The sequence below is a fragment of the Bradyrhizobium sp. genome (genome assembly GCF_030654605.1).
Taxonomy (GTDB): Bacteria; Pseudomonadota; Alphaproteobacteria; order Rhizobiales; family Xanthobacteraceae; genus Bradyrhizobium.
The window spans coordinates 1-21,968 of the sequence record NZ_JAURXB010000207.1; the positions used below are offsets into that span (position 1 = coordinate 1).

Sequence of the window (21,968 nt, forward strand, 5' to 3'; positions counted from 1 at the left end):
CAACCACCTCGTCCAGAACCTCAGGAAACAAGGTCGCTTGATAACGCGACGCTCCGGTGACATGCGCCATCACGGCCCCCGAATCAGAAAATCCACTCCAAATGATGTTAACACACCCACTTTTCACACAGCCTGGTTCGCGGGGACGACAGGTGGAGGGGCCTACACCGGCATCCTGCGATACTCCCGATTGGCCAGGCTCGCTTCCTCCAGGTCGAGATCGCGTTCGATCCGCCGCCTGGTCTCGTCGGTGATCTTGCCGTCGCGCAGCAGCACGTGGATGAATTTCCGCTCCGCCGCAATCAGCTCCCGCGTCAGGTTGGTGCCATCAGCCGAGGCATCGTGCCGGTCGGGATCGAGGCTGTCCGGCAGCTGGTTGGCGCGGGTCTCGTGCCGCATGCGCAACAGCTTGACGACTTCGTCGGACAGTTCGCGGTCGTCGGTCATGGCATCGAGCGACGCCAGGGCGGCGCCGAGGGCCTCGCGACGAGCGGCGATTTCCGCCTCGTGGTCGGCGCGATGTTCGTCGCGGCCGGCATCCGCGATGCCGAGCCACTTCACGACGAGCGGCAGCCCGAGCCCCAACCCCACCAGCGTGACGAAGATGACGCCGAAGGAAACGAACAGGATCAGGCCGCGATACGGAAAGCCCTCGCCATTTGGAAGCGCAAGCGGCAGCGCCAGTGCGGCGGCCAGCGACACCGCGCCGCGCACGCCGGTGAAGGCGACCACGAACACCTCGCGCCACGAAGGAGCCGGGTCATGCTCCCGCCGGCGCCGGCTCAACAGCCGCGGCAGATAGGTGGCGGGATAGACCCAGGCGAATCGTGCGACGATGATGATTGCGGCAACCAGCGCGGTCGCGATCAGGATGTCGTCCAGCGGAAACGCCTTCGATTTCTCGTACAGCACCCGCATCTGGAATCCGGTCAGCAGGAACAGCAGGCCCTCGACCAGATAGATCACGAGGTCCCAGAAGAAGATGCCCTGCAGCCGCGTCGCCGAGGAGATCAGCAGCGGCCCGTTCCAGCTGATATAGAGCCCGCAGGCCACCGTGGCGATTACGCCGGAGCCGCCGAAATGGTGCGGGATCCAGAACGCGATATAGGGCGTCAGCAGCGACAGCGTGATCTCGACCTGCGGATCCCGCGCGCGGTGCCGCATCCGCAGGAACAGCCAGCCGACGGCGGCGCCGAACAGCAGTTCGGCAACCACGATGACGGCGAAGGTGCCGGTTGCCTTCGGCAGCGAAAACAATCCGGTCGAGATCGCCACCACCGCGAAGCGGTACAGGATCAGCGCGGTGGCGTCATTGGCCAGACCCTCGCCCTCCAGGACGACGAGGATCCGGCGCGGCAGCCCGAGCTTGCGGGCGATCGCAAGCGGCGCCACCACATCGGGAGGTGCCACGATGGCGCCGAGCAGGAAGCCGACGCTCCACGGCAGCCCGATCAGATAATGCGTCGCGGTGGCGACCGCGCAGGCGGTGAAGATCACACAGCCGACCGCCAGCAGGGTAATGATGCGCAGATTGGATTTGAATTCGCGCCAGCTCATGGCGACGCTGGCGGAATAGATCAGCGGCGGCAGCACCAGCAGCAGCACCAGTTCCGGCGGCAGTTCCAGTGCCGGCATGCCCGGCACGAAGGCCAGTGCGACGCCGGCCAGCAGCAGCAGGATGGCCGGCGCGACGTTGATCCGCCGCGCCAACAGGGCGGTGCCCGCCAGTACCGCGAGCAGTATCAGAAAGATCTGGAATTCGGCTTCCACGTGAAATCCCCGTTCCCTCAATTCGCCCGGAAGCGGCGCGAGGTCAATGCACGGCCCGGAGCCCGTCCGGTTTCAGGAAGGCGGCTGACAAATTTGTGACCGGAGTATCCGTCATTCCGCAGAACCGGTTCGTTTCCAGCCCCGTACCACCGGAACCCTGCAGCAGATGCAGAGGGTTCAGCGCGGGAGCATCACATGAAACAGATCGGCCAGCATGCGGTGGTGATCGGCGCAAGCATGGGCGGCCTGCTGGCCGCGCGGGCGCTGGCGGATTTCTATGCGGAAGTCACGGTGCTGGAGCGCGATACGCTTCCGCTGACCGATGTCCCGCGCAAGGGCGTGCCGCAGGGGCGTCACGCCCACGGCCTGCTGGCGCGCGGCCGCAGCGTGATCGAGGCCTTCTTTCCCGGCTGGACCGACGAGGTCGTCGCCGGCGGCGGCGCCAGGGGCGATATCGTCAAGGATGTGAGGTGGATCGGCCACGGCGTGACGATCAAATCGGCGCCGAGCGATCTGATCGGGCTATTGGCTTCGCGTCCGGTGCTGGAGGGCCACGTTCGGCGCCGGCTGCTGGCGCTGCCCAATGTGCGCGCGATGAAAACTGCGCGGTGCAGGGACTGATCGCGGGTGACGGAAACACCGTCATCAAGGGCGTCCGTGTCCGGATCGGCAACGGCGTGGAGCAGAATATCACGGCAGATCTGGTGATTGACGCCAGCGGGCGCGGTTCGTCGAGCCCGGCATGGCTCGAGAATTTTGGCTATATGCGGCCTGAGGAAGAGAAGATCGAGATCGGGATCGGCTACACCACGCGGCTCTATCGCCGCCGTCCGACCGATCTTGGCGGCAAGGTCGCGGTCGTGGTCGCCGGCAGCGGACCGAACTGGCGCAGCGGCACCATCCTGTACCAGACCGAGGACAGCTGGATCGTGTCGGTCGGCGGCTATTTCGGCGACCATGCGCCGGATGACAACCAGATGTTCGCGGCCTATGCCGGCTCATTGCCGACATCCGACATCCACGACATCGTCGCCCATGCCGAGCCGCTGAGCGATTTCGTCAGCTACCGCTATCCGGCCAATCTGCGGCGCCGCTACGAGCGGCTGGCCAGGTTCCCCCGAGGCTATCTGGTGTTCGGCGACGCGCTGTGCAGCTTCAACCCGGTGTACGGCCAGGGCATGACGGTGGCGGCCCAGGAAGCCACACTGCTGCAGGACTGCCTTCGCGACGGCGACGCCGATCTGGCGCGGCGTTTCTTCCATGCGGCCAAGGGGGCGATCGATACGCCGTGGGATATCGCCGTCGGCAACGACCTGCGCCACCCTGGGGTGCAGGGGCCGCGCCCGCCCAAGGTGCGGTTCATCAACTGGTATGTCGGCAAACTGCACATGGCGGCGCGACACGACGCCGCGCTGGCGAAGGCGTTCCTGAAAGTAGCCAATCTGGAAGCGCCGCCGGCGCGTCTGTTGCACCCCGCCGTCGTGATGCGGGTGATCAGGGGAAATCTTTTCAGGCGCTCGCGCGGCAATGAAGGGATATCCCAGGCGACGGCGCGGGGCTAGACGCGCCTCACTCGCGCAGGTCGTAGCGGTAGGACTTCGAGACGATCTTCCAGCCGTCGGCCAGCTTCATCGCCACCAGATAGTCCGTGAAGTAGCGCGGCGGCAACTGGCAGCGCACCTTGATGAAGGCGGTGGAGTCGTCCGAGCGGTCGATCGTGACGATGAAATCCTCGCGCGTCTTGCCTTCGGCTTTTCCGGAGGGCCGCTTGCTGACGCGATCGAGCCAGTCCGGCACGGTGAGGACCTGCAGCGCACCCTTCTCCACCCAGCGCAGGTCGGCGCTGGGGTGGAAGACCTCGCCGAGCTTGCTGGCATCGCCTTCATACAGCGCGTCGAAATAATGCTGGACGACGGCTTCGACGGTGGAACGGTCATGGCTCACGTTGAGGCTCCCTTGGGTAAGATTGTTCTGGATTGAATTAAGCCACGAATGGATGAATTGCGCTACGGATGACGTGCGGTTTTGACGCAGACGTGTGGTGCGATCGGAAAAGTCGAACGAAGAAATTCATGCCGGAGAACGTGGCAAGACACTGACGTTCCGGGTAGGATCGTGGCGTTGGATATTTTGCGGGAGATATATCGCGATGGCGATCGACACGGACCGGATCGATGACGCAGTTTTGGCATTGCTCCATCTGACCCTTCACGATCAGAACCGGGCCGGGAAGGGCTTCGATCCGGATACATTGGCCCGGCTACACCAGAAAGGCATGATCGACGATCCCGCCGGCGAGCCGAACGCGGTGGCATTGACCGGCGACGGGCTGCAACGTTCGACGAAATTGTTCGAGACGATGTTTACAAGGCAGGCCGCCGGGGAATCGAGGTACCCGCACATCAAGGTCGATTTGTCGGATTTGATCGGCCAGCTTTGGCCGATCCTGCGCCGGGTGAGCTATGCCATGAGCGATGCTGATGTGAGCGAAGCCGAGATCGAGCAGTACAAGGTCGAAGTGAGAGCCAGCAGCGATCCCGTGGCTGTCAGCAGCCGGTGGGTACATGTCGAGCGCAAGGCGGGTTAGATTCTTACCCTCCCCTGGAGGGGGAGGGTCGGCTCGCATGAGCGCAGCGAAATGCGAGACGGGGTGGGGTGACAGTCTCTCCATTCGAACAGTGCTTCAGCCGAGAAACCTTCACCCCACCCCGCCGCGCGTTGCACGCGCGTCGACCCTCCCCCTCCAGGGGAGGGTGAAGGGAAGGGTGAAGGGAAATGTGATCGAAAAAGAGCGAACCGATGCTGCCCTGGCGGCACTAATGACAAGGAGTTCCAGTTCCTGTCGGTGCCCTCTGGCGAATAGTGTCGTCGATCAGGGCGGATTTTCGAGCGTGACCTGGCTCACAAGCCCCGCCTCGGGGTTCTGGTAGGCAGGCTCCAGTCAAGAACGGCTACGTCGCGAGAAGTGTCATGATGAACGCATCTGGATCGCTAAAATTGCACCGGTTTCTGCTTGCCGCGGCATTCCTGCTGGCGTGCCAGCCGGCATGGGCCGAAAAGCGCGTGGCGCTGGTGCTCGGCAATGCGGCATACCAGAACGTGGCGAAGCTTCCCAACCCGGTCAATGACGGCGCCGTGATCGCCGCGACGCTCAGGAAAGCCGGCTTCGACGTCGTCGATTCGCGGCAGGATCTGCCGGCCGCCGAAACCCGCCGCACGCTGCGCGATTTCGCCGACCGCGCCCGCGACGCCGATATCGCCGTGGTCTATTACGCCGGCCATGGCATCGAGGTGGACGGTGCGAATTATCTGATTCCGGTGGATGCGAAGCTGGAACGCGATACCGACGTCTACGACGAGGCCCTCTCGCTGGACCGCGTGCTGCTGGCGATCGAACCCGCCAAGAAGCTGCGGCTGGTGATCCTCGATGCCTGCCGCGACAATCCGTTCTCGAAGAACATGAAACGAACCGTCGCGTCGCGCGCGATCGGGCAGGGACTGGCCAAGGTCGAGCCGAACAGCCCGAACATGCTGATCGCCTATTCGGCCAAGGCCGGATCGACCGCGGCGGATGGCGACGGCAAGAACAGCCCGTTCACGGTGGCGCTGTCGAAGCATCTGACGACGCCGGGGCTCGATGTGCGCCGTGCGTTCGGCTTCGTTCGTGACGACGTGCTTAAGACCACCAGCAACCGGCAGGAGCCATTTGTCTATGGCTCGCTCGGCGGTGACGACGTGCCGCTGGTGCCGGCGCCGACCAGGGCGGCGGCGCCTGCGGCCAGTCCGCAGGCGGAAGCCCGTCGCGACTATGAGCTGGCGCTGCAGATCGGCAACAAGGATGCCATGAACGCGTTCCTTGTGCAGTATCCGGACGGTTTCTACGCCAGCCTCGCCAAGATCCAATTGACCAAGTTTGCCGCGGAAGAAGCCCGGATCGCCGCCACCGAAAAGGCGCGGCTGGCCGAACAGGAGCGGGCGCGGCTTGCTGCCGAGGGTGCCCAGAAAAGCCAGCAGGCCAAGGCGGATGCCGACGCGAAAGCGGCGGAGCAGGCCCGTATCGCCGCCGAAAAAGCCAAGCAGGTCGCCCAGGACAAGGTCGCCGAGGCCGAGCGCAGCCGCGCCGCCACCGAACAGCCCGCGGGTGTTCCGTCCGCAGCGGAGAAGGTCCAAATTGATAAGAGTGTCGGCAAGGGAACGAGCCTGGCCGCGTTGAACGCCGGGCCGCCGCAGATCGATCTCACCAAATCGGTGCAGGCCGAACTGCGCCGCGTCGGTTGTCTCAGCGCGGAAGCCGACGGCAACTGGAACACGGCGTCGCAGCGCTCGCTGACGCTGTTCAACCGCTATGCCAGGACCAAATTCGACACCAGGCTGGCCTCGACCGACGCGCTCGACACGATCAAGCTGAAGACGGCGCGGGTCTGCCCGATGGTCTGCGAGCACGGCTACAAGGCGGACGGCGACCGTTGCACCAGAATCACCTGCGCCAGTGGCTCGTTCCTCAATGACGACAATGAGTGCGAGAAGCGCCGCGGGAAGCAGCCGGTTGTCAGGCGCGACAGGCCGGAACCGAGGCAGGCTCCGGACGCAAGGCAAGTTCCGCAAGCACAGCAAGCCATTGCCGGGCGTTCTCAGACGCGGACGGGTGCCGGTATCGGAACCAGAGGCCAGCCGCTTACCGGCATCGAGCGTGAACGTGGTTGCAATGGCTACAGCGCCATCATGTCGGGCGTGTGCCCGTAACCACTGGCCGCGTGCTGTCGAGCCCGCCGCGGCCCCCGGCTCACCAATGGAGGAATCAACACAGGCCCCGCAAAAGAGGGGCCTGTGTCTTTAGATCGCGCTGGCCGCGATATTGACCATCAGCGCGACCAGCGCGGTGTTGAACACGAACGAGATGATGCCGTGCACGGTCACGGTGCGGCGGATCATCTTGTCGGTGATGCCGACATCGGCGACCTGCGCCGTCATCCCGATCACGAACGAGAAATACACAAAATCCCAATAGTCGGCAGGGTCGGGCTTGTCGTCGCTGGGGAATTGCAGGCCGCCGGGCCTGGCGCCGCGGTAGTAGTCATGGGCGTAATGCAGCGCGAAGGTGGTATGCACCGCCGCCCATGACAGCACGATCGTCACCATCGCCAGGGTCAGCTCGTAAGCGCCGCGACGTGACGCGCCGAGTTCCATTACGATCGCGGCGATGCTGGCGAAGGCGCCGAGCGCCGTCACCAGCAGGATGAGGAAGCGGCCGTCATCCTGCAGGATTGCGTTGCGGCGGATGTGGCTGTGGTCGCAGCGAAACATCATGGCGTAGGCGAGCGCCACATAAAACGCAGTGAAGATGTCCCAGGCGATCAGCAGCCGTGTCACCAGCCTAAGCGAGTCCGGCAGCAGGAAGAAGCAGACCGCGCCGATCCCGATCGAGACGAAGGTGCGCGGCCGCGCATAGACCACGCGGACCGGCGCGGGCAATTTCTTCAGCCGGGCGGAAAGTTCGTCGAGTTCTTTCCTGGCCGCCGGCACGTCAGTTCTTGCGTTCGGCGACAAACCGCGACGTCGCGCGCAGCACGTCGCCTTTGGCGCCGAAGATCGAGAGCGCGGAATCGGCCGTGGCCAGCAGGTCGCGCACGCGCTGCCTGGCGCCATCGATGCCGAGCTGGGTGACGAAGGTGGTCTTGCCCAGGGCCGCGTCCTGTCCGGTCTGCTTGCCGAGCGCGGCCGCGTCGCCCTCGACGTCGAGCAGATCGTCGGCGATCTGGAATGCTTCGCCGAGCGCGCGGCCGTAATCGTCGAGCGCCTGGTATTGCGCGGGTGAGGACTGGCCGAGGATGGCGCCGGCGATGCAGCCATAGCGCAGCAGCGCGCCGGTCTTCATCTGCTGCAGCCGCGCCACGTCGACCGGCTCGCGGTCGCCGAACCGGCCCTCGCCGGCGAGGTCGAGCATCTGACCGCCGACCATGCCGCCGATTCCCGAAGCCCGCGCCAGCGCGCGCGTCAGCTTCAGCCGCACCGTCGCGTCGTTGTGAATCTCGTCGCGGGTGATGATGTCGAAGGCCAGCGTCAGCAGCGCGTCGCCGGCCAGGATCGCGGTGGCGTCGTCGGTCTGCTTGTGCAGCGTCGGCCGGCCGCGGCGCAGGTCGCTATTGTCCATGGCCGGCAGATCGTCATGAATCAGCGAATAGCAGTGGATGCATTCGAGCGCGGCGCCGGCCAGCAGGGCGGCCTCGCGCGGCACGCCGAACACCGCGGAACTCTCGACCACCAGGAACGGCCGCAGCCGTTTGCCGCCGCCGAGGCTGGAATAGCGCATGGCATCCATCAGCCGTTTCGGCCGCGCGATCTCGTCGGGCAGAAGTGTGTCGGACAACAGCTTCGCCAGCAGCGCCTCGGTGTCTTCCGCGGTCTGGTCCAGTCGTTTCGCAAAGTCGGTAAGCGCAGTGCCGGTCGTCATCAAGAATAGCTCCAGATCGGTTCGAGCCGGACCATCCTTTATGGCAAGGCCTTCGTCAATTCCGCCATCGTGGCTACCGGGCGCCGGCCCGTGATAGGATTCGGCAGAAGGGAGCTCCCGATGCCCGCCTATGTCATCTTCGATGTCGAAATCCGTGATCTCGCCCGCTACCAGGATTTCATGAGCCAGGTAAAGCCGGCGCTGCAGGCGGCGGGGGCGAGATATCTCGCCCGGGGCGGGGCCCACCATGTGCATGAAGGCGATTGGGCGCCGCGCCGCATCGTGATCCTTGAATTCCCATCGCTGCCGGCATGGGAAGCCTTCTATGACGGGCCGGTGTATCAGGGCCTCAAGCATATCCGGGACGAATGCAGCTCGGCGCGCCTCGTGAGCGTCGAAGGTCTCGAGGGCTGATGCGGCGGGCGATCCTTGCACTGCTGCTGATCGTGCTGGCGGTGCTGTTGCTGCCGTATCTGGTGGCGCCGTTCTATCGCGCCGGCCATCCGGTCTCGACGCTGATGGCCTGGCGCTGGCTGACCGGCGCGCCGGTATCGCGGCCGTGGATCGATTTTGCCGCCATTTCGCCGGCGCTGCCGCGCTCGGTGGTGGCCTCCGAGGATGCCAAATTCTGCAGCCACCACGGCGTCGACTGGGTCGCGCTGCGTGACGTGATCGACGACGCCGAGGACGGGGAGGTGGTGCGCGGCGGCTCGACCATCACCCAGCAGCTGGCGAAGAACCTGTTCCTGTGGCCGGGCCGCAGCGTGATCCGCAAGGGGCTGGAGATACCGCTGGCGATCTGGATCGATCTGGTGCTGCCAAAGCAGCGAATCCTGGAAATTTATCTCAACATCGCCGAATGGGGCCCGACCGGCCAGTTCGGCGCCGAAGCGGGGGCTACCTACGCCTTCGGCCGCTCCGCCTCCACTTTGTCGCCCCGGGAAGCCGCCCTTTTGGCGGCAATCCTGCCCAATCCCGTCAAGCGCAGCGCCCGCAATCCGGGCCCCGGGGTGCGCCGCCTGGCCGGGACCTATACGGTCCGGGCGCAGGCCACGGCGTTACAGCGCTGCTGGCGGGAAAATCGCGCTTCTTGAGCCGTTTGGGCGTATTTTGAACCTAGCTTTGGGGCATTCCATCCTCTATAAGCGCGGCCTTATCGGCATTTCAGCCCGCGCTTCACTGCGCCGGGCGTCCGCCTGCGGACAATGCCTCCGACAACACCCCTAGAGGACACCGACATGGCCGTTCCCCGAAGAAAAACATCGCCCTCGCGGCGTGGCATGCGCCGCTCGGCGGACGCGCTCAAGACGCCGACCTATGCCGAGGACAAGGATTCCGGCGAATTGCGCCGCCCGCACCATCTCGATCTGAAGACCGGCATGTACAAGGGCCGCCAGGTCCTGAAGGCCAAGAAGGAATCCTGATCGCGGCGTGCGGTTGTGCTGCGTTCGATTGGCAGCATCGCCTGGCGTCTGGACCCCGGATCTGCAGCGCACCGCTTCGCGCCGCGCGGCGTCCGGGGAACGCTGACTAGGGCCCGACCACGTGTCCCGGACGCGGTGCAGCGCCCTTGCGGTGCACCGCTGAGCCGGGACCCACAGGATCAGCCAAGAGACCAGCAGCGTCGGCCTGAATTCGGCCAACGCGTGAGATAAGACGGTTCCTTGCGAGCTGGATGGCTCGCTCTGAAAAGAAGGCCTCGCCGTCGATGATCGGTTTTCCGCTTCTTCTGATTCCGCTGGCAATCTACAACATCATCGCCTTCCTGATGCGCGACGTGTCGTTCGCCGCGCCGCTCTTTACGTTGCCGCTGCCCTCGGGCACCGGCTGGCCGGTGACGCTGACCGATGGCCTGCTGACGCTCGGCATTCTGATGTTGCTGTGCGAGGTCATCAAGGGCGCGCGCCCCGGTGCGAAATATCTCACGGACCATCTGCTTTCGCTGCTGGTGTTTGGCGGCGCGGCCGCGGAATTCGTGTTGCTGCCGCAGTTCGGTACTTCGACCTTTTTCCTGCTGACGCTGCTGGCACTGGTGGACTTCCTGTCGGGCATTGCGCTGCGCAGGCGGCGTGGCGCGCAGGCGGCTCCTGCCGTCTCGCGGCGGGATGCTCGCAAGGCCGCGGCGGCTCAGCCCGAATCCCAGTTCGAACCGGTGTCCACGCCGGCTCCTTCGGCGCCTGCCGCCGAAGCCGTGCCGCTGGATCGCGCGGAGCCGAAAATCGTGCATCCCGAGGTCACGCCATCAGTGCCCTCGCCGGAGGTGCCATCTCCCGGACTGCAGCCGGGCGATGGCTCGCATCCGTCGCCGGACAGGCCGCGCTAACTCTCAGGTTCAGATGCTTTGCCGGGTCCGGATGCCGGCTGCGCGGGCCTGGTGCCGGCTGGCGCCGTAAGCGGTCTGCGCGTCGGCAACCGTGGCCCGGCGCAGGCAACGGGTTTGCGGGGCCTGCTCGGCGGTTGCGAGCAATTGGGCGATAAAGGTCGAGGCGGGCCGCGAGGGCGGCTGGTGGGCCCTGTCTGTCCATTCGGTAGGCTGCGCCACCGGCACCAGCGCAACGCAAGCCGGCCGGGCGTCGGCAAAGCCGCCCCCATCTACCGCCTGCTCTGGCCGACCTCTTTCTGACATCGTCAATCGAAATCCGGTTGAACTGTCACATTTTGGGACGTGACGCCCTTTTCCGACTTTCGCTTCGCAAGTCTCATACCGCTGCCCGCCGCTTTGTTCCCGGCGACTGCGCGCCGTGGTTTACAAATCATTGACGGACGCAGCACCGGGCATTTTCCGGCCGGAATCGCCGCATCGGGCCTCATTTTGCGGAATACGCGCTGGTCGGGAGCAAAAGAGGCACTATCCTAGAAACAGAGAATCACTCCTTCCGTGTCCCGAAACGAGGCGATTGTGACGTCAGCTCTTCCGCAAGCCGATCTTCCGAAAGCCTCGACCATCCTCGCTTCGCTCGGCCAGGCCGCCTTCGTGTGGGACATCGCCACCGACGCGATGCTCTGGAGCGATCATCTCACGTCAGTTTTTCCGGATATTCCGGCGGAGTCGCTGGCCAGCGGCGCCGAATTCGCAAAACTGATCGAGCCGGCGCGCGGCGTCCGTTCCGACGCGCTCGGCCATTCCTCGCCGGCGCGCGGCGGCGAAGGCGTGCCCTACCGGATCGAGTATGGCGTGCGCACCTCTACCTCGGCGCCGGTGCTGTGGATCGAGGAGACCGGCTGCTGGTTCGCCGGCGCCGACGGCAGGCCGGCGCGCGCCCACGGCATCGTTCGAATCAACAACGAGGCCCACGCCCGCGACGAGCAACTGCTGAAGCTGTCGCGCAACGACCCGCTGACCGGCGAGCTCAACCGCACCCATCTGGTGGGTTCGCTGGCCGAGGCCATCGAGGAAGCCTCGCGCTTCCGCACCTCCTGCGCCTTCATGCTGATTGGCATCGATCATCTGGCGCGCATCAACGATGCCTTCGGCTTCGACGTCGCGGACGCCGTGATTTCGGAAGTGGCCAGACGCATTCGGACACGGCTGCGCGGCGGCGACGTGCTCGGCCGGTTCTCCGGCAACAAGTTCGGATTGATCCTGAAGAACTGCACCGTCGACGACATGAATGTCGCCGCCGAGCGGTTCCTGGCCGGCATTCGCGACGAGGTGGTGCCGACCAGGTCCGGACCCGTATCGGTCACCGCGTCGATCGGCGCGGTCAGCGTGCCGCGCTATGCGCGCAGCGCCGACGAGGCGATCAACCGCGCCCATGAAACGCTCGATAGCGCCAAGCGCCGCCGCTCCGGGTCGTTTTCGGTGTGGCGTCCGAATGTCGAGCGCGACGCCCAGCGCCGCGTCAATATCCGCGTCACCGACGAGATCGTTACCGCGCTGAACGAGCGCCGGATCGTGATGGCGTTCGAGCCGGTGGTCGAGGCGCGCTCGCGCGACGCCGCGTTCTACGAATGCCTGGTGCGCATGGAGCAGGACGACGGCCAGGTCCTGCTGGCGCCCGATATCGTCCCCGTCGCGGAAAAGCTCGGCCTGATCCGGCTGGTCGACCACCGCGTGCTCGAACTGGTGGTGGCCGAACTGGCGGAGCAGCCCGACATCCGGCTCAGCCTCAACATCTCGCCCGACACCACGATGGACCCGGACTGGTGGGCCTCGATCGAATCGCTGATGCGCGCCCATTCCGGCGTCGCCGAGCGGCTGATCGTGGAAATCACCGAAACCGTCGCGATCCAGGATATCGACGACGTCCGCGGCTTCGTCACCCGGCTGAAGAACTACGGCAGCAAGATTGCGATCGACGATTTCGGCGCCGGCTACACCTCGTTCCGCAATTTGCGCAAGCTCGGCGTCGACATCGTGAAGATCGACGGCGCCTTCGTGCAGAACATCGCCCGCTCGGCCGACGACCGCGCCTTCGTGCAGACCCTGATCGATCTGGCGCGCCGGCTGCAGATCAAGACCGTCGCGGAATGGGTCCAGGACGAGGAATCCGCCGTGATGCTGCGCGAATGGGGTTGCGACTACATCCAGGGCCGGCTGATCGGGCTGGCCTCGTCGCAGCGGCCCTGGGCGGTGCCGGCCGGGACGGTGTTGCCGGCGGCGAGTTGAGCTGTCGTCCCTGCGAACGCAGGGACCCATACCGCGTGATCTATCGATTCAACAAAGTTGTTCGACGACCTTGTCGTAACCCCAAGCATCGGTGGTTATGGGTCCCTGCGTTCGCAGGGACGACGGGTTGAGAGATTCGCGCTTCGCTTAGCCGGCACGATGAGAAGAAAACTACTCTTCCTTCTTCGGCTCTTTCGACATGCGTTCGAGGCGGTCCTGCATGTCCTTCATCTGACGGCGCAGGTCGTCGATGTTGGCCTCTTCGGCGACTGGCTCCGGCACCTTCTCCAGTTCGGCGCCGGCGGCGGCACCCGCGCGCGGCGGCACGAACGGCTTGAACATCGAGAAGGTCTGCTGAAACATTTCCATGTTGCGGCGGACGTGTTCTTCCAGCGGCGCGAACGGCGTTCCCGAGAACGTGTTGGTCAACTGCTTGCGGAACTTTTCCTGCTCGCGGGTCAGCGTGTCGATCGACTGTTCGAGATATTTCGGCACCACCATCTGCATGCTGTCGCCGTAGAACCGGATCAGCTGGCGCAGGAAGGTGGTCGGCAGCAGGTTCTGGCCGGCCTTGTTTTCCTGTTCGAAAATGATCTGGGCCAGCACCGAGCGGGTGATGTCGTCGCCGGTCTTGGCGTCGTAGACGAGGAAATCCTCGCCGTCCTTCACCATCGCCGCGAGATCCTCGAGCGTCACATAGGTGCTGGTGCCGGTATTATAGAGCCGCCGGTTGGCGTATTTCTTGATGGTGGTGGGTTGGTCTGTTTTCGCCATGGCTCACACAATGCACACCGAGGACGGGGAACCCGACGGTATCGCCGAAGGGCAGACGAGCAACGCATCGCAGCAAAGTAAGCATTTTCAATTGGCTTCGGCTACCGTTTTGTGCGGCACGGTTAATTCGCAGGCACTCACAAGGCATGGAGACTGCTCCGGAAACTGCCAAGGGCGTCATTTTGAGTGCGGCGCGGCGTGATTTTGCCTTGGGGACGATTGACATGTCTCAACTCCGTTAACAGGATGAGGTGGGAGACTGGCCTGCCATCCGGCGTCCGCCAGCCAAGCGACCTCAAGCCCCAAAAGCTCAACCTCAGGAGATGTCCATGTCAGACGATGTCGTCATCGTCAGCGCCGCCCGCACCCCGGTCGGCAGCTTCAACGGTGCTTTCGCCACCATGCCGGCCCACGACCTCGGCGCCATCGCCATCAAGGCCGCCCTTGAGCGCGCCGGCATCGAGCCCGGCCGTGTCTCCGAGGTGATCATGGGTCAGATCCTGACCGCGGCGCAGGGCCAGAACCCGGCCCGCCAGGCCTCGATCGCCGCCGGCATTCCGGTGGAAAGCCCGGCCTGGGGCGTCAACCAGCTGTGCGGCAGCGGCTTGCGCACCGTGGCGCTGGGATACCAGGCGCTGCTCAACGGCGATTCCGAAATCGTCGTCGCCGGCGGCCAGGAATCCATGAGCATGGCCCCCCACGCGCAGTATCTGCGCGGCGGCACCAAGATGGGCCCGATCGAGTTCGTCGATACCATGATCAAGGACGGTCTGTGGGACGCCTTCAACGGCTACCACATGGGCAACACCGCCGAGAACGTCGCCAGGCAGTACCAGATCACCCGTGCCCAGCAGGACGAGTTCGCCGTCGCCTCGCAGAACAAGGCCGAGGCCGCACAGAAGGCCGGCAAGTTCAAGGACGAGATCGTCCCGGTCACCATCAAGTCCCGCAAGGGCGACATCATCGTCGATGCCGACGAATATCCGCGTCATGGCGCCACCCTCGAATCGATGGCCAAGCTCCGGCCGGCGTTCGAGAAGGACGGCACCGTCACCGCCGGCTCAGCGTCGGGCATCAATGACGGCGCCGCCGCGGTGGTGCTGATGACGGCGAAGCAGGCCGCCAAGGAAGGCCGCACCGTGCTCGGCCGCATCGTGTCGTGGGGCCAGGCCGGCGTCGATCCCAAGATCATGGGCACCGGGCCGATCCCGGCGTCACGCGCCGCGCTGAAGAAGGCCGGCTGGAACATCGCCGACCTCGACCTGATCGAGGCCAACGAAGCCTTCGCGGCACAGGCCTGCGCGGTCAACAAGGACCTCGGCTGGGATACCTCCAAGGTCAACGTCAATGGCGGCGCCATCGCGATCGGCCATCCGGTCGGCGCTTCCGGCGCGCGGGTGCTGGTGACGCTGCTGCACGAGATGGCAAAGCGCGATGCCAAGAAGGGCCTCGCCACGCTGTGCATCGGCGGCGGCATGGGCATCGCGATGTGCATTGCACGCGACTAAACAAACGGCAGCGGATGCGCTGAATGATGAAAAGATCATCTCGCAACTGCGCAGTACAGAGTGAATAACAAACGCCCGGCCTCGTGCCGGGCGTTTTGTTCTTGATGTTCGTCAAGCGGCCCGCTTAATTCGCAGCTAGATAAAATCGAAGCTACATAAACGTAGTTCAAAAGCGCCAAGGAAAACGTCAAGGGAAGGATTCGACAATGGCACGTGTTGCGTTGGTGACGGGGGGAACGAGAGGTATTGGCGCTGCGATCAGCAAGGCGCTGAAGGCCGCCGGCTACAAGGTCGCCGCCAGCTATGCCGGCAATGACGCGGCCGCGGAAAAATTCAAGGCCGATACCGGCATCCCCGTCTACAAATGGGATGTCAGTTCGTTCGATGCCTGCGCCGCCGGGGTCAAGCAGGTCGAGGCCGATCTCGGCCCGGTCGACGTGCTGATCAACAATGCCGGCATCACCAAGGATGGTGCGTTCCACAAGATGACGCTCGATCAGTGGAATGCGGTCATCAACACCAATCTCGGCTCGCTGTTCAACATGACCCGCCAGGTGATCGAGGGCATGCGCGCCCGTAAATTCGGCCGCGTCATCAACATCTCCTCGATCAATGGCCAGAAGGGCCAGTTCGGCCAGGTCAATTATTCCGCCGCCAAGGCCGGCGACATCGGCTTCACCAAGGCGCTGGCGCTGGAGAACGCCAAGGGCGGCATCACCGTCAACGCGATCTGCCCGGGCTACATCAACACCGAAATGGTGCAGGCGGTGCCGAAGGACGTGCTGGAGAAGAGCATCCTGCCGCTGATCCCGACCGGCCGTCTCGGCGAACCCGAGGAAATCGCCCGCGCCGTCGTGTTCCTCGCCGCCGACGAAGCCGGCGGCATCACCGGTTCGACCATGACGGTCAATGGCGGGCAATACATGGTGTGACGAAACAAGCTCCGCTGTCATCGCCCGGCTTGACCGGGCGACCCAGCATTCCAGAGACGTTTGAGATAGACCGGGAGGCTGCGGCGTACTGGGTCGCCCGGTCAAGCCGGGCGATGACGACCTGTTGTGACGCGCCACTGTTGCTTCACATCCTTGCGCTTCGCTCGCAATGACGAATTTCATGGCCTCCCGCACCGCCACCCTGATCGGACTGACTGCGATCCTGATGTGGTCGTTATTGTCGGTGCTGACGGTCGCAACCGGAAAAATCCCGGCGTTTCAGCTCGCGGCGATGACCTTCGCGATCGGGGCCGCGGTGGCGTTCGCCAGCTTCCTGTTTCGCCCCGCCGCGTTCGGCGCCTTGAAGCAGCCGCTGGCCGCCTGGGTCGTCGGGGTCGGCGGCCTGTTCGGCTATCACGCGCTGTATTTTCTCGCTTTGCGATTCGCGCCGCCGGCCGAAGCGGGGCTGCTGAATTATCTCTGGCCGCTGCTGATCGTGCTGTTCTCGTCGCTGCTGCCCGGCGAGCGGCTGCTGTCGCACCACATCGTCGGCGCCTTGCTTGGCCTCGCCGGCACCGTGCTGCTGTTCACGGGCAGCGGCGCCAGCTTCGAGGTGGGCCAGTTGCCCGGCCTGCTCGCGGCTTTCGTGGCGGCCTTCGTCTGGGCGGCCTATTCGGTGATGTCGCGCAGGCTCAAGGGGGTGCCGACCGACGCCGTCGCCGGCTTCTGTCTCGCAACGGCGCTGCTCGCCGCTGTTGTGCACGGACTGGTCGAAACCACGGTGTGGCCCGACACCGCCGCACAGTGGTTCGCGATCGCCGCCCTCGGCGTCGGTCCGGTGGGGGCCGCCTTCTTTGCCTGGGATGTCGGCATGAAGCGCGGCGACATTCGCGTGCTGGGGGCCGCGTCCTACGCGACGCCGCTGCTGTCGACCGCATTTTTGATTCTGGCGGGCTTTGCCAGGCCGAGTGCGAACATCGCAATCGCGGCGATCCTGATCGCCGGCGGCGGGCTGATCGCGGCGAGGGACATGTTCAGGAAGCGCTAGGGCGCTGGCTTCCAGCCCGGTGGCTTGTAATAGGCTTCCGGAATCTGGGCCAACTCCGAGCGATGCAATTTTTCCGGTGCGAGCCCGTAGAATTGCTGAAAGCTCATGATCAGCGGTCGCCATTTGTCGGGATCGATGCGGTTGGCCTGACCATCCATCAGGATAGCCGGGTGCGCGTGAACGCGGGTGATACGGACTTCGATCGCCGTCAAATTGCCGCGCCAGATCTCGTCCTCCTGCGCCATCTGGTGCACCTGCGCGACCTTCGCCTCGATCTGCACCGGGCATTCCGCGGCGCGCGGCGCGGCGACCGTTTCGCCGGCCAATGCCGTCAAGCCGCTGATGCCGAATTTGTCTGGCTCATGCCGGTAGCCGCGCATGACCTTGCCCGGCGGTACCGGATCGGAGCCGGTGGTGCGCGCGAGGTGATCGACCGCATCGACCAGATCGGCCGAGGGCAGATTGAGCACGCATTCACCGGTGCGAATCATGTTCTCGGTGGTCTTCGAATTGCTCGCCAGCCCCAGCATGCAGCGCCAGCCAACCCACCACGCGGACGACATCGGCGCGAGATTGAAGGAGCCGTCGTCGTTGGTTGACCCGATCAGCACCACCGGCGTGCCGAAGTAAAGAATCGCCGGCTCGATCTCGATATTAGAATTGCCAACAGTCCCATGCATGTTCCGCTCCTCTTTTCTGAGTACGGAATCTATTCGCGACAATGCGCGGAACCCACCCGATTCCCGATTGCATAACTCAGCGAACGGGGAACCAATCCGGCGCGGCCATTTCAAACGTCGCGAAATCAAATCCCGGCGCCACGGTGCATCCGACCAGCGTCCAGTCGCCGGTGCTTTCGGCCGATTGCCATGCCCGCGACGGCACGATCGCCTGCGGCACGTCGCCGGCGGCGAGATCCGGGCCGAGCGTGACGGCGCGCTGGCCGCTCTCGTCGGCCATCCGCAGCCTCAGCGCGTCGCCCGCGTAGTAATGCCACATCTCCACCGCGTCGATGCGATGCCAGTGCGAGCGTTCGCCGCGCGCCAGCAGGAAATAGATCGCGGTCGATAATGAACGCCCGCCAGCGTCCGTGCGCGAATCGCGAAAAGTCTCGCGATAATGCCCGCCTTCCGGATGCGGCTTCAGTTCGAGCCGCGCGATGATCTCGGCGGCGGAAGGCAGGGGGCCATCAGGACTTGTTGCCATCAGGACTTGTTCTTGCGCTCGCGCAGCTCGCCGAACACGGCGGCCGCATCGGCGCCCTTCATTCGTAAGGCAGCCGCGACCGACGGCTCGTCGGCGCGCAGGAACACATTTGCCTTCTTCTCGTCGCCGAGCAGCGTCGGAACCGTCGGCTTGTTCGCTGCGCGCAGCCGCGTCACTTCCTCGGCGCGCGCCTTCAGGGCGGCGTTGTCGGGTTCGACTGTCAGCGCGAATTTGACGTTGGCGGCGGTGTATTCATGGCCGCAATAGAGTTTGAAATCGTCGGGCAGAACGCGCAGCTTCAGCAGCGAGTCCCACATCATCGGGTAGTCGCCCTCGAACACCCGTCCGCAGCCGATCGAGAACAGCGTGTCGGCGGCGAACAGCGCCTTCTCGCTGTCGAACACATAGCTGATGTGATCGAGCGTATGGCCCGGCGTTTCCAGCACCCGCGCCAGCAGGCTTCCCACCTTCACCACGTCGCCCTGGCCGGCGCGCAGATCGACATTGGCGATTTTGGCCGACTTGTCGTGCGGCGCGACCACGCGGCAATTGTATTTCTGCTTCAACTCGGCGACGCCGCCGACATGGTCGCCGTGGTGGTGGGTGATCAGGATATCCGTCAGCGTCCAGCCCTCGCGCTGCAGCGCCTGGATGATGGGAGCAGCCTCCGGCGCGTCGACCGAGGCGGTGGCCTTGGTCGCGGGATCGTGGATCAGATAGCCGAAATTGTCGGTGAGGCAGGTGAACAGGCGAATTTCGGCAGCCATGATATCTCCGTGATCGAGTGAGGCGCGGTCCGGTAAAATGAAGGCTCCGGTCGCGCCGCGGACAGGCATGAAATATGGCGTTAAGGCTGCGCAGGCAATGGCCATATTCCGCGTCCCGCACCGGCCCGCGGCGTGTTAGATTGACGGCATGACCATCGACGTCATCGATCTCAGAAATTTCTATTCGCAGCGCCTCGGCATCGTGGCGCGGCGGCTGATCAATCGCGGCATTCATGCCCGCTGGCCGGACGCGCAGGGCCAGCGCGTGCTCGGTCTCGGCTATCCCACGCCCTATCTCGGCCTGTTCCGCGAGGACTCCGAGCGCTGCATCGCCTTCATGCCGGCGGCGCAGGGCGTGCTGAAATGGCCGACGGCGCGGCCGACGCTGGCCACCCTGGTCGACCAATTCTCGCTGCCGTTGCCGGATGCCGCGGTCGATCGCATCCTGCTGGTTCACGCGCTGGAAATGTCCGACGATCCCGAAGGGCTGCTGCGCGAGGTATGGCGGGTGCTGGCGCCCTCGGGGCGGCTGATGGCGGTTGTTCCGAACCGGCGCGGGGTGTGGACCCGCACCGACAACACGCCGTTCGGCCACGGCCGGCCCTATTCACGCTCGCAGATCACGCAGCTGTTGCGGCATACCTGGTTCACGCCGGCCTCCTGGGGCGAGGCGCTGTTCATGCCGCCGGTCGCCGGCGGCTGGTTCCTGCGCTCCGCCATGGCGTGGGAACGCGTCGGCGCCGCGCTATCGCTGCCGTTCGCCGGCGTGCATATCGTGGAAGCGACCAAGCAGGTCTATCGCGCGATACCGGCCCACCGCGAGCGCACCCGGCTGATCCCGGCGCTGCAGCCGGTGCTGGTGCCGTCGTCGGTGCAAAGTATCTCAGCGAGTCGTCCCGGCGAACGCCGGGACCCATAATCCGCGGCGGTCATTGGGCGAAGAACATCGGACATATCGCGAAAGCGAAAAATCACGCGGTATGGGCCCCGGCGTTCGCCGGGGCGACGTGTCGAGATCGTCGCGTCGTCGCTTACTCATTCCCCGGATTGAAATCTTCACTCGGCGCGGCCGGTGCGGCGGCGCCTTCGGGGCGCGGGCCGTGGGGCCGGCGGCGACGGCGCGGGAAGCGTTCGCCACCCTCGAATGCGGCCGGCGGGTTGCTGATTTGCGGTTGCGGTCCGGTGATGAAGGACGGCAGACGATCGACGTTGACGTCGGCAATGACCGGCTGCGGCTGGGGCTGCGGCGGCTGGAATTGCGGCTGCGGCCGATGCTCGCGATTATGTTCGCGGGGCTGATGATCGCGCTGCTCGCGCGGCTGGTAAGGCTGGCCCTCGCGCTGGTGTTCGCGCGGCGGCGGATTGTCGCGCGGTACGAAGGGCTGCGGCTGCGCCGGCACGAAGCCGGGCTCCTGCCCGAAATTCGAAAAACTCTCGCTCTCGTCGTCGCCGTCCTCCGGCGCCATTTCGTTTTCGGTGCGCGGCTGCGGCTGGTTCTGCCGGAACTGCTCCTGGGCGGCGGCGATCAGGCGGAAATAATGTTCGGCATGCTGATAGTAATTTTCGGCGGCCACCGGATCGCCGGAAGAGCGCGCGTCGCGCGCCAGCTGCACGTATTTTTCAGCGACGTGGGATGCGGTACCGCGGATCTTGATGTCCGGCCCGTTCGACTCGAACACCCGGGTCATCGGATTCTGACCGCGCCGGTTGCTGTCGTTCCGGTTCTGATTGTTATTGTTATTCCGGTTACGCATCCGCTTGTTTTGGTTCTGACCGTTTCTCATGTCTCGCCTTTATTCCAGCCCTGAAGTTACCAGCCTTGATTCGCTTAGCCTTGATTCACTTAACCGTGGATTGTGATGTCGCCGTCACAGCGCAGGCCCGGCGCGCATCATGCCCACCGAATCACAGCGCAGTTGAGTTCCAAACAGATTTTGCCGTACGTCGCAGTCAACAAAGACGCGTTCCCCACCAGCCCAGCCTACTTCGCCGGCTGCTTCAAATCAGTCCGCCTGCCAAAACAAGCACAGCTTTCTCGCGTGAGTCTCTAAAGCGCAATTATCAGGCTTTCGTTCGCTTTGCGGTCGGAAGCAGCGCAGCTCTTTCAGCCATCGCGCTCAATTGACCTGCGTTTTGGAACCTTTCACTCGGGGCGGGCTCTCGCGCTGAGAACTCTGGCCTCCACCCGCGATATCCCCTCGGGGTACCTACGGGGCCAGCAACCCTGGACCGACGCTGTGGCCGGAACGTAGTCGCTCCCGGAGAATATTCCAAGGGGTTTTTTTGCCTTTCAATCAGGCTTTATGACGGCTTTTTGCGGCCGCCGACGGCCCGGCGGATGCCCGCCAGATCGGCTCTGGCGGACCCTTCCGGCGCCAGCCCGGCCGCTGTCATTAGCCCCCTGACATCGTCGTGCTGGCCCTGACCGACTTCCACCACGAGGGCGCCCCGCGGCGCCAGCAGCAGCATTGCCTGCGGAATCAGCGCGCGATAGGCGTCAAGTCCGTCCGGACCGCCGTCGAGCGCGGCAAGCGGGTCAAAATTTCGCACCTCGGTGGCGAGCCCGGCGATATCGGCCGAGCGGATGTAGGGCGGGTTGGAGACCATGAGATCGAAAGGGCCCGCCAAGCCAGCCGCATAGTCGCAGGCGATGAAGCTGGCGCGATCGGCGAGGCCAAGATCGACTGCATTGCTGTGGGCTGTTTGTAGCGCTTCCTCGCTGATGTCGGTGCCGATCCCAACCGCGCGCGGCAATTCCGACAACAGCGCCAGCAGGATCGCGCCCGAGCCGGTGCCGAGGTCGGCGATCCGCAACGGACGACCTTGGGCAGGGGATGCGCGCAGCATTTCCAGCGCCAGTTCGACCACGGTTTCGGTATCGGGCCTCGGCACCAGGGTTGCGG

General features: G+C 64.8%; 24 protein-coding genes. 13 read left to right on the forward strand and 11 right to left on the reverse strand.

Translation table 11 applies throughout. The features are described from left to right. Nucleotides 1-162 precede the first annotated feature (162 nt). Nucleotides 163-1,770, reverse strand: a complete 1,608-nt coding sequence (locus Q7U29_RS18995; protein WP_304743904.1) for a Na+/H+ antiporter — start codon at nucleotides 1,768-1,770, stop codon at nucleotides 163-165. Nucleotides 1,771-1,965: 195 nt separating this feature from the next. Here Q7U29_RS18995 and Q7U29_RS19000 point away from each other — a divergent pair, with 195 nt between their 5' ends. Then, complete coding sequence (locus Q7U29_RS19000; protein ID WP_304743905.1) at nucleotides 1,966-2,391, forward strand: hypothetical protein; 426 nt, start codon at nucleotides 1,966-1,968, stop codon at nucleotides 2,389-2,391. Then, nucleotides 2,379-3,332, forward strand: coding sequence for an NAD(P)/FAD-dependent oxidoreductase (locus Q7U29_RS19005; protein WP_304743906.1), 954 nt, complete (start codon nucleotides 2,379-2,381; stop codon nucleotides 3,330-3,332). Before Q7U29_RS19000 ends, Q7U29_RS19005 begins: the two co-directional genes overlap by 13 nt. Nucleotides 3,333-3,339: 7 nt before the next feature. On the opposite strand, the gene Q7U29_RS19010 is transcribed toward Q7U29_RS19005, so the two are convergent. Continuing rightward, entirely contained in the window at nucleotides 3,340-3,714 is a 375-nt protein-coding gene (locus Q7U29_RS19010; protein WP_304743907.1) for a nuclear transport factor 2 family protein, read from the reverse strand. A 205-nt stretch (nucleotides 3,715-3,919) separates the two neighbouring features. On the opposite strand from Q7U29_RS19010, the gene Q7U29_RS27730 reads away from it, so the two are divergent. Next, nucleotides 3,920-4,357 carry a DUF6429 family protein gene (locus tag Q7U29_RS27730; RefSeq protein ID WP_370691784.1) on the forward strand — a complete coding sequence of 146 codons (438 nt, stop codon included), beginning with the start codon at nucleotides 3,920-3,922 and terminating at the stop codon, nucleotides 4,355-4,357. A 383-nt stretch (nucleotides 4,358-4,740) separates the two neighbouring features. Then, the gene (locus Q7U29_RS19020) at nucleotides 4,741-6,513 is read left to right on the forward strand and encodes a caspase family protein (RefSeq protein ID WP_370691785.1); all 1,773 of its coding nucleotides are present in this window, start codon (nucleotides 4,741-4,743) and stop codon (nucleotides 6,511-6,513) included. 90 nt (nucleotides 6,514-6,603) lie between these two features. Here Q7U29_RS19020 and Q7U29_RS19025 read toward each other — a convergent pair whose 3' ends face one another. Further along, nucleotides 6,604-7,293: a DUF1345 domain-containing protein gene (locus tag Q7U29_RS19025; protein ID WP_304743908.1), complete on the reverse strand. Its 690-nt coding sequence runs from the start codon at nucleotides 7,291-7,293 to the stop codon at nucleotides 6,604-6,606. A gap of 1 nt (nucleotide 7,294) precedes the next feature. Further along, nucleotides 7,295-8,221: a polyprenyl synthetase family protein gene (locus Q7U29_RS19030; RefSeq protein WP_304743909.1), complete on the reverse strand. Its 927-nt coding sequence runs from the start codon at nucleotides 8,219-8,221 to the stop codon at nucleotides 7,295-7,297. A 120-nt stretch (nucleotides 8,222-8,341) separates the two neighbouring features. On the opposite strand from Q7U29_RS19030, the gene Q7U29_RS19035 reads away from it, so the two are divergent. The 4 genes from Q7U29_RS19035 (at nucleotide 8,342) to Q7U29_RS19050 (ending at nucleotide 10,544) form a co-directional block, all read left to right on the forward strand. After that, nucleotides 8,342-8,635 carry a DUF1330 domain-containing protein gene (locus Q7U29_RS19035; RefSeq protein ID WP_304743910.1) on the forward strand — a complete coding sequence of 98 codons (294 nt, stop codon included), beginning with the start codon at nucleotides 8,342-8,344 and terminating at the stop codon, nucleotides 8,633-8,635. Next, the gene (mtgA, locus tag Q7U29_RS19040) at nucleotides 8,635-9,315 is read left to right on the forward strand and encodes a monofunctional biosynthetic peptidoglycan transglycosylase (protein WP_304743911.1); all 681 of its coding nucleotides are present in this window, start codon (nucleotides 8,635-8,637) and stop codon (nucleotides 9,313-9,315) included. The genes Q7U29_RS19035 and mtgA overlap by 1 nt, the downstream gene beginning before the upstream one ends. A 144-nt stretch (nucleotides 9,316-9,459) precedes the next feature. Continuing rightward, nucleotides 9,460-9,645, forward strand: a complete 186-nt coding sequence (rpmF, locus tag Q7U29_RS19045) for a 50S ribosomal protein L32 (protein WP_304743912.1) — start codon at nucleotides 9,460-9,462, stop codon at nucleotides 9,643-9,645. A 251-nt stretch (nucleotides 9,646-9,896) separates the two neighbouring features. Further along, the gene (locus Q7U29_RS19050) at nucleotides 9,897-10,544 is read left to right on the forward strand and encodes a hypothetical protein (protein WP_370691786.1); all 648 of its coding nucleotides are present in this window, start codon (nucleotides 9,897-9,899) and stop codon (nucleotides 10,542-10,544) included. 9 nt (nucleotides 10,545-10,553) lie between these two features. On the opposite strand, the gene Q7U29_RS19055 is transcribed toward Q7U29_RS19050, so the two are convergent. Next, nucleotides 10,554-10,847 (reverse strand): hypothetical protein, encoded by a 294-nt coding sequence (locus tag Q7U29_RS19055; RefSeq protein ID WP_304743913.1) that lies wholly within the window; start codon nucleotides 10,845-10,847, stop codon nucleotides 10,554-10,556. A gap of 273 nt (nucleotides 10,848-11,120) precedes the next feature. Here Q7U29_RS19055 and Q7U29_RS19060 point away from each other — a divergent pair, with 273 nt between their 5' ends. Continuing rightward, nucleotides 11,121-12,830 (forward strand): bifunctional diguanylate cyclase/phosphodiesterase, encoded by a 1,710-nt coding sequence (locus tag Q7U29_RS19060; RefSeq protein WP_304743914.1) that lies wholly within the window; start codon nucleotides 11,121-11,123, stop codon nucleotides 12,828-12,830. A gap of 171 nt (nucleotides 12,831-13,001) precedes the next feature. On the opposite strand, the gene phaR is transcribed toward Q7U29_RS19060, so the two are convergent. Further along, nucleotides 13,002-13,604: a polyhydroxyalkanoate synthesis repressor PhaR gene (phaR, locus tag Q7U29_RS19065; RefSeq protein WP_304743915.1), complete on the reverse strand. Its 603-nt coding sequence runs from the start codon at nucleotides 13,602-13,604 to the stop codon at nucleotides 13,002-13,004. A gap of 329 nt (nucleotides 13,605-13,933) precedes the next feature. Here phaR and Q7U29_RS19070 point away from each other — a divergent pair, with 329 nt between their 5' ends. The 3 genes from Q7U29_RS19070 (at nucleotide 13,934) to Q7U29_RS19080 (ending at nucleotide 17,092) form a co-directional block, all read left to right on the forward strand. Continuing rightward, nucleotides 13,934-15,112, forward strand: coding sequence for an acetyl-CoA C-acetyltransferase (locus tag Q7U29_RS19070; RefSeq protein ID WP_304743916.1), 1,179 nt, complete (start codon nucleotides 13,934-13,936; stop codon nucleotides 15,110-15,112). 206 nt (nucleotides 15,113-15,318) lie between these two features. Then, entirely contained in the window at nucleotides 15,319-16,044 is a 726-nt protein-coding gene (gene phbB, locus Q7U29_RS19075; RefSeq protein ID WP_304743917.1) for an acetoacetyl-CoA reductase, read from the forward strand. A 181-nt stretch (nucleotides 16,045-16,225) separates the two neighbouring features. Beyond that, nucleotides 16,226-17,092: a DMT family transporter gene (locus tag Q7U29_RS19080; RefSeq protein ID WP_304743918.1), complete on the forward strand. Its 867-nt coding sequence runs from the start codon at nucleotides 16,226-16,228 to the stop codon at nucleotides 17,090-17,092. Here Q7U29_RS19080 and Q7U29_RS19085 read toward each other — a convergent pair. From Q7U29_RS19085 to gloB, 3 genes are all read right to left on the reverse strand, one after another. After that, complete coding sequence (locus tag Q7U29_RS19085) at nucleotides 17,089-17,772, reverse strand: flavin reductase family protein (RefSeq protein WP_304743919.1); 684 nt, start codon at nucleotides 17,770-17,772, stop codon at nucleotides 17,089-17,091. The two genes, Q7U29_RS19080 and Q7U29_RS19085, sit on opposite strands and share 4 nt — an antisense overlap. A gap of 76 nt (nucleotides 17,773-17,848) precedes the next feature. After that, nucleotides 17,849-18,298: a cupin domain-containing protein gene (locus tag Q7U29_RS19090; protein ID WP_304743921.1), complete on the reverse strand. Its 450-nt coding sequence runs from the start codon at nucleotides 18,296-18,298 to the stop codon at nucleotides 17,849-17,851. Next, entirely contained in the window at nucleotides 18,298-19,065 is a 768-nt protein-coding gene (gene gloB / locus Q7U29_RS19095; protein ID WP_304743922.1) for a hydroxyacylglutathione hydrolase, read from the reverse strand. Before gloB ends, Q7U29_RS19090 begins: the two co-directional genes overlap by 1 nt. 154 nt (nucleotides 19,066-19,219) lie before the next feature. On the opposite strand from gloB, the gene Q7U29_RS19100 reads away from it, so the two are divergent. Next, a complete protein-coding gene (locus Q7U29_RS19100) occupies nucleotides 19,220-19,984 on the forward strand; it encodes a class I SAM-dependent methyltransferase (protein ID WP_304743929.1) in 765 nt (254 codons plus the stop codon). 112 nt (nucleotides 19,985-20,096) lie between these two features. Here the strand turns inward: Q7U29_RS19100 and Q7U29_RS19105 are convergent, their stop codons facing one another. Together Q7U29_RS19105 and Q7U29_RS19110 are read right to left on the reverse strand one after the other, a co-directional pair. Continuing rightward, nucleotides 20,097-20,849, reverse strand: a complete 753-nt coding sequence (locus tag Q7U29_RS19105) for a DUF4167 domain-containing protein (RefSeq protein WP_304743924.1) — start codon at nucleotides 20,847-20,849, stop codon at nucleotides 20,097-20,099. Between the two features lie 517 nt (nucleotides 20,850-21,366). Then, the coding region (locus Q7U29_RS19110; protein ID WP_304743925.1) for a HemK/PrmC family methyltransferase at nucleotides 21,367-21,968 on the reverse strand (602 nt) is incomplete at its 5' end.

Coding starts and splice junctions, on each gene's coding strand:
- Q7U29_RS19000 (WP_304743905.1), top strand. CDS start 1,966: ATGAAACAGATCGGCCAGCATGCGGTGGTGATCGGCGCAAGCATGGGC.
- Q7U29_RS27730 (WP_370691784.1), top strand. CDS start 3,920: ATGGCGATCGACACGGACCGGATCGATGACGCAGTTTTGGCATTGCTC.
- Q7U29_RS19020 (WP_370691785.1), top strand. CDS start 4,741: ATGATGAACGCATCTGGATCGCTAAAATTGCACCGGTTTCTGCTTGCC.
- Q7U29_RS19030 (WP_304743909.1), bottom strand. CDS start 8,221: ATGACGACCGGCACTGCGCTTACCGACTTTGCGAAACGACTGGACCAG.
- Q7U29_RS19035 (WP_304743910.1), top strand. CDS start 8,342: ATGCCCGCCTATGTCATCTTCGATGTCGAAATCCGTGATCTCGCCCGC.
- mtgA (WP_304743911.1), top strand. CDS start 8,635: ATGCGGCGGGCGATCCTTGCACTGCTGCTGATCGTGCTGGCGGTGCTG.
- rpmF (WP_304743912.1), top strand. CDS start 9,460: ATGGCCGTTCCCCGAAGAAAAACATCGCCCTCGCGGCGTGGCATGCGC.
- Q7U29_RS19050 (WP_370691786.1), top strand. CDS start 9,897: ATGGCTCGCTCTGAAAAGAAGGCCTCGCCGTCGATGATCGGTTTTCCG.
- Q7U29_RS19055 (WP_304743913.1), bottom strand. CDS start 10,847: ATGTCAGAAAGAGGTCGGCCAGAGCAGGCGGTAGATGGGGGCGGCTTT.
- phaR (WP_304743915.1), bottom strand. CDS start 13,604: ATGGCGAAAACAGACCAACCCACCACCATCAAGAAATACGCCAACCGG.
- Q7U29_RS19070 (WP_304743916.1), top strand. CDS start 13,934: ATGTCAGACGATGTCGTCATCGTCAGCGCCGCCCGCACCCCGGTCGGC.
- phbB (WP_304743917.1), top strand. CDS start 15,319: ATGGCACGTGTTGCGTTGGTGACGGGGGGAACGAGAGGTATTGGCGCT.
- Q7U29_RS19080 (WP_304743918.1), top strand. CDS start 16,226: ATGGCCTCCCGCACCGCCACCCTGATCGGACTGACTGCGATCCTGATG.
- Q7U29_RS19085 (WP_304743919.1), bottom strand. CDS start 17,772: ATGCATGGGACTGTTGGCAATTCTAATATCGAGATCGAGCCGGCGATT.
- Q7U29_RS19090 (WP_304743921.1), bottom strand. CDS start 18,298: ATGGCAACAAGTCCTGATGGCCCCCTGCCTTCCGCCGCCGAGATCATC.
- gloB (WP_304743922.1), bottom strand. CDS start 19,065: ATGGCTGCCGAAATTCGCCTGTTCACCTGCCTCACCGACAATTTCGGC.
- Q7U29_RS19105 (WP_304743924.1), bottom strand. CDS start 20,849: ATGAGAAACGGTCAGAACCAAAACAAGCGGATGCGTAACCGGAATAAC.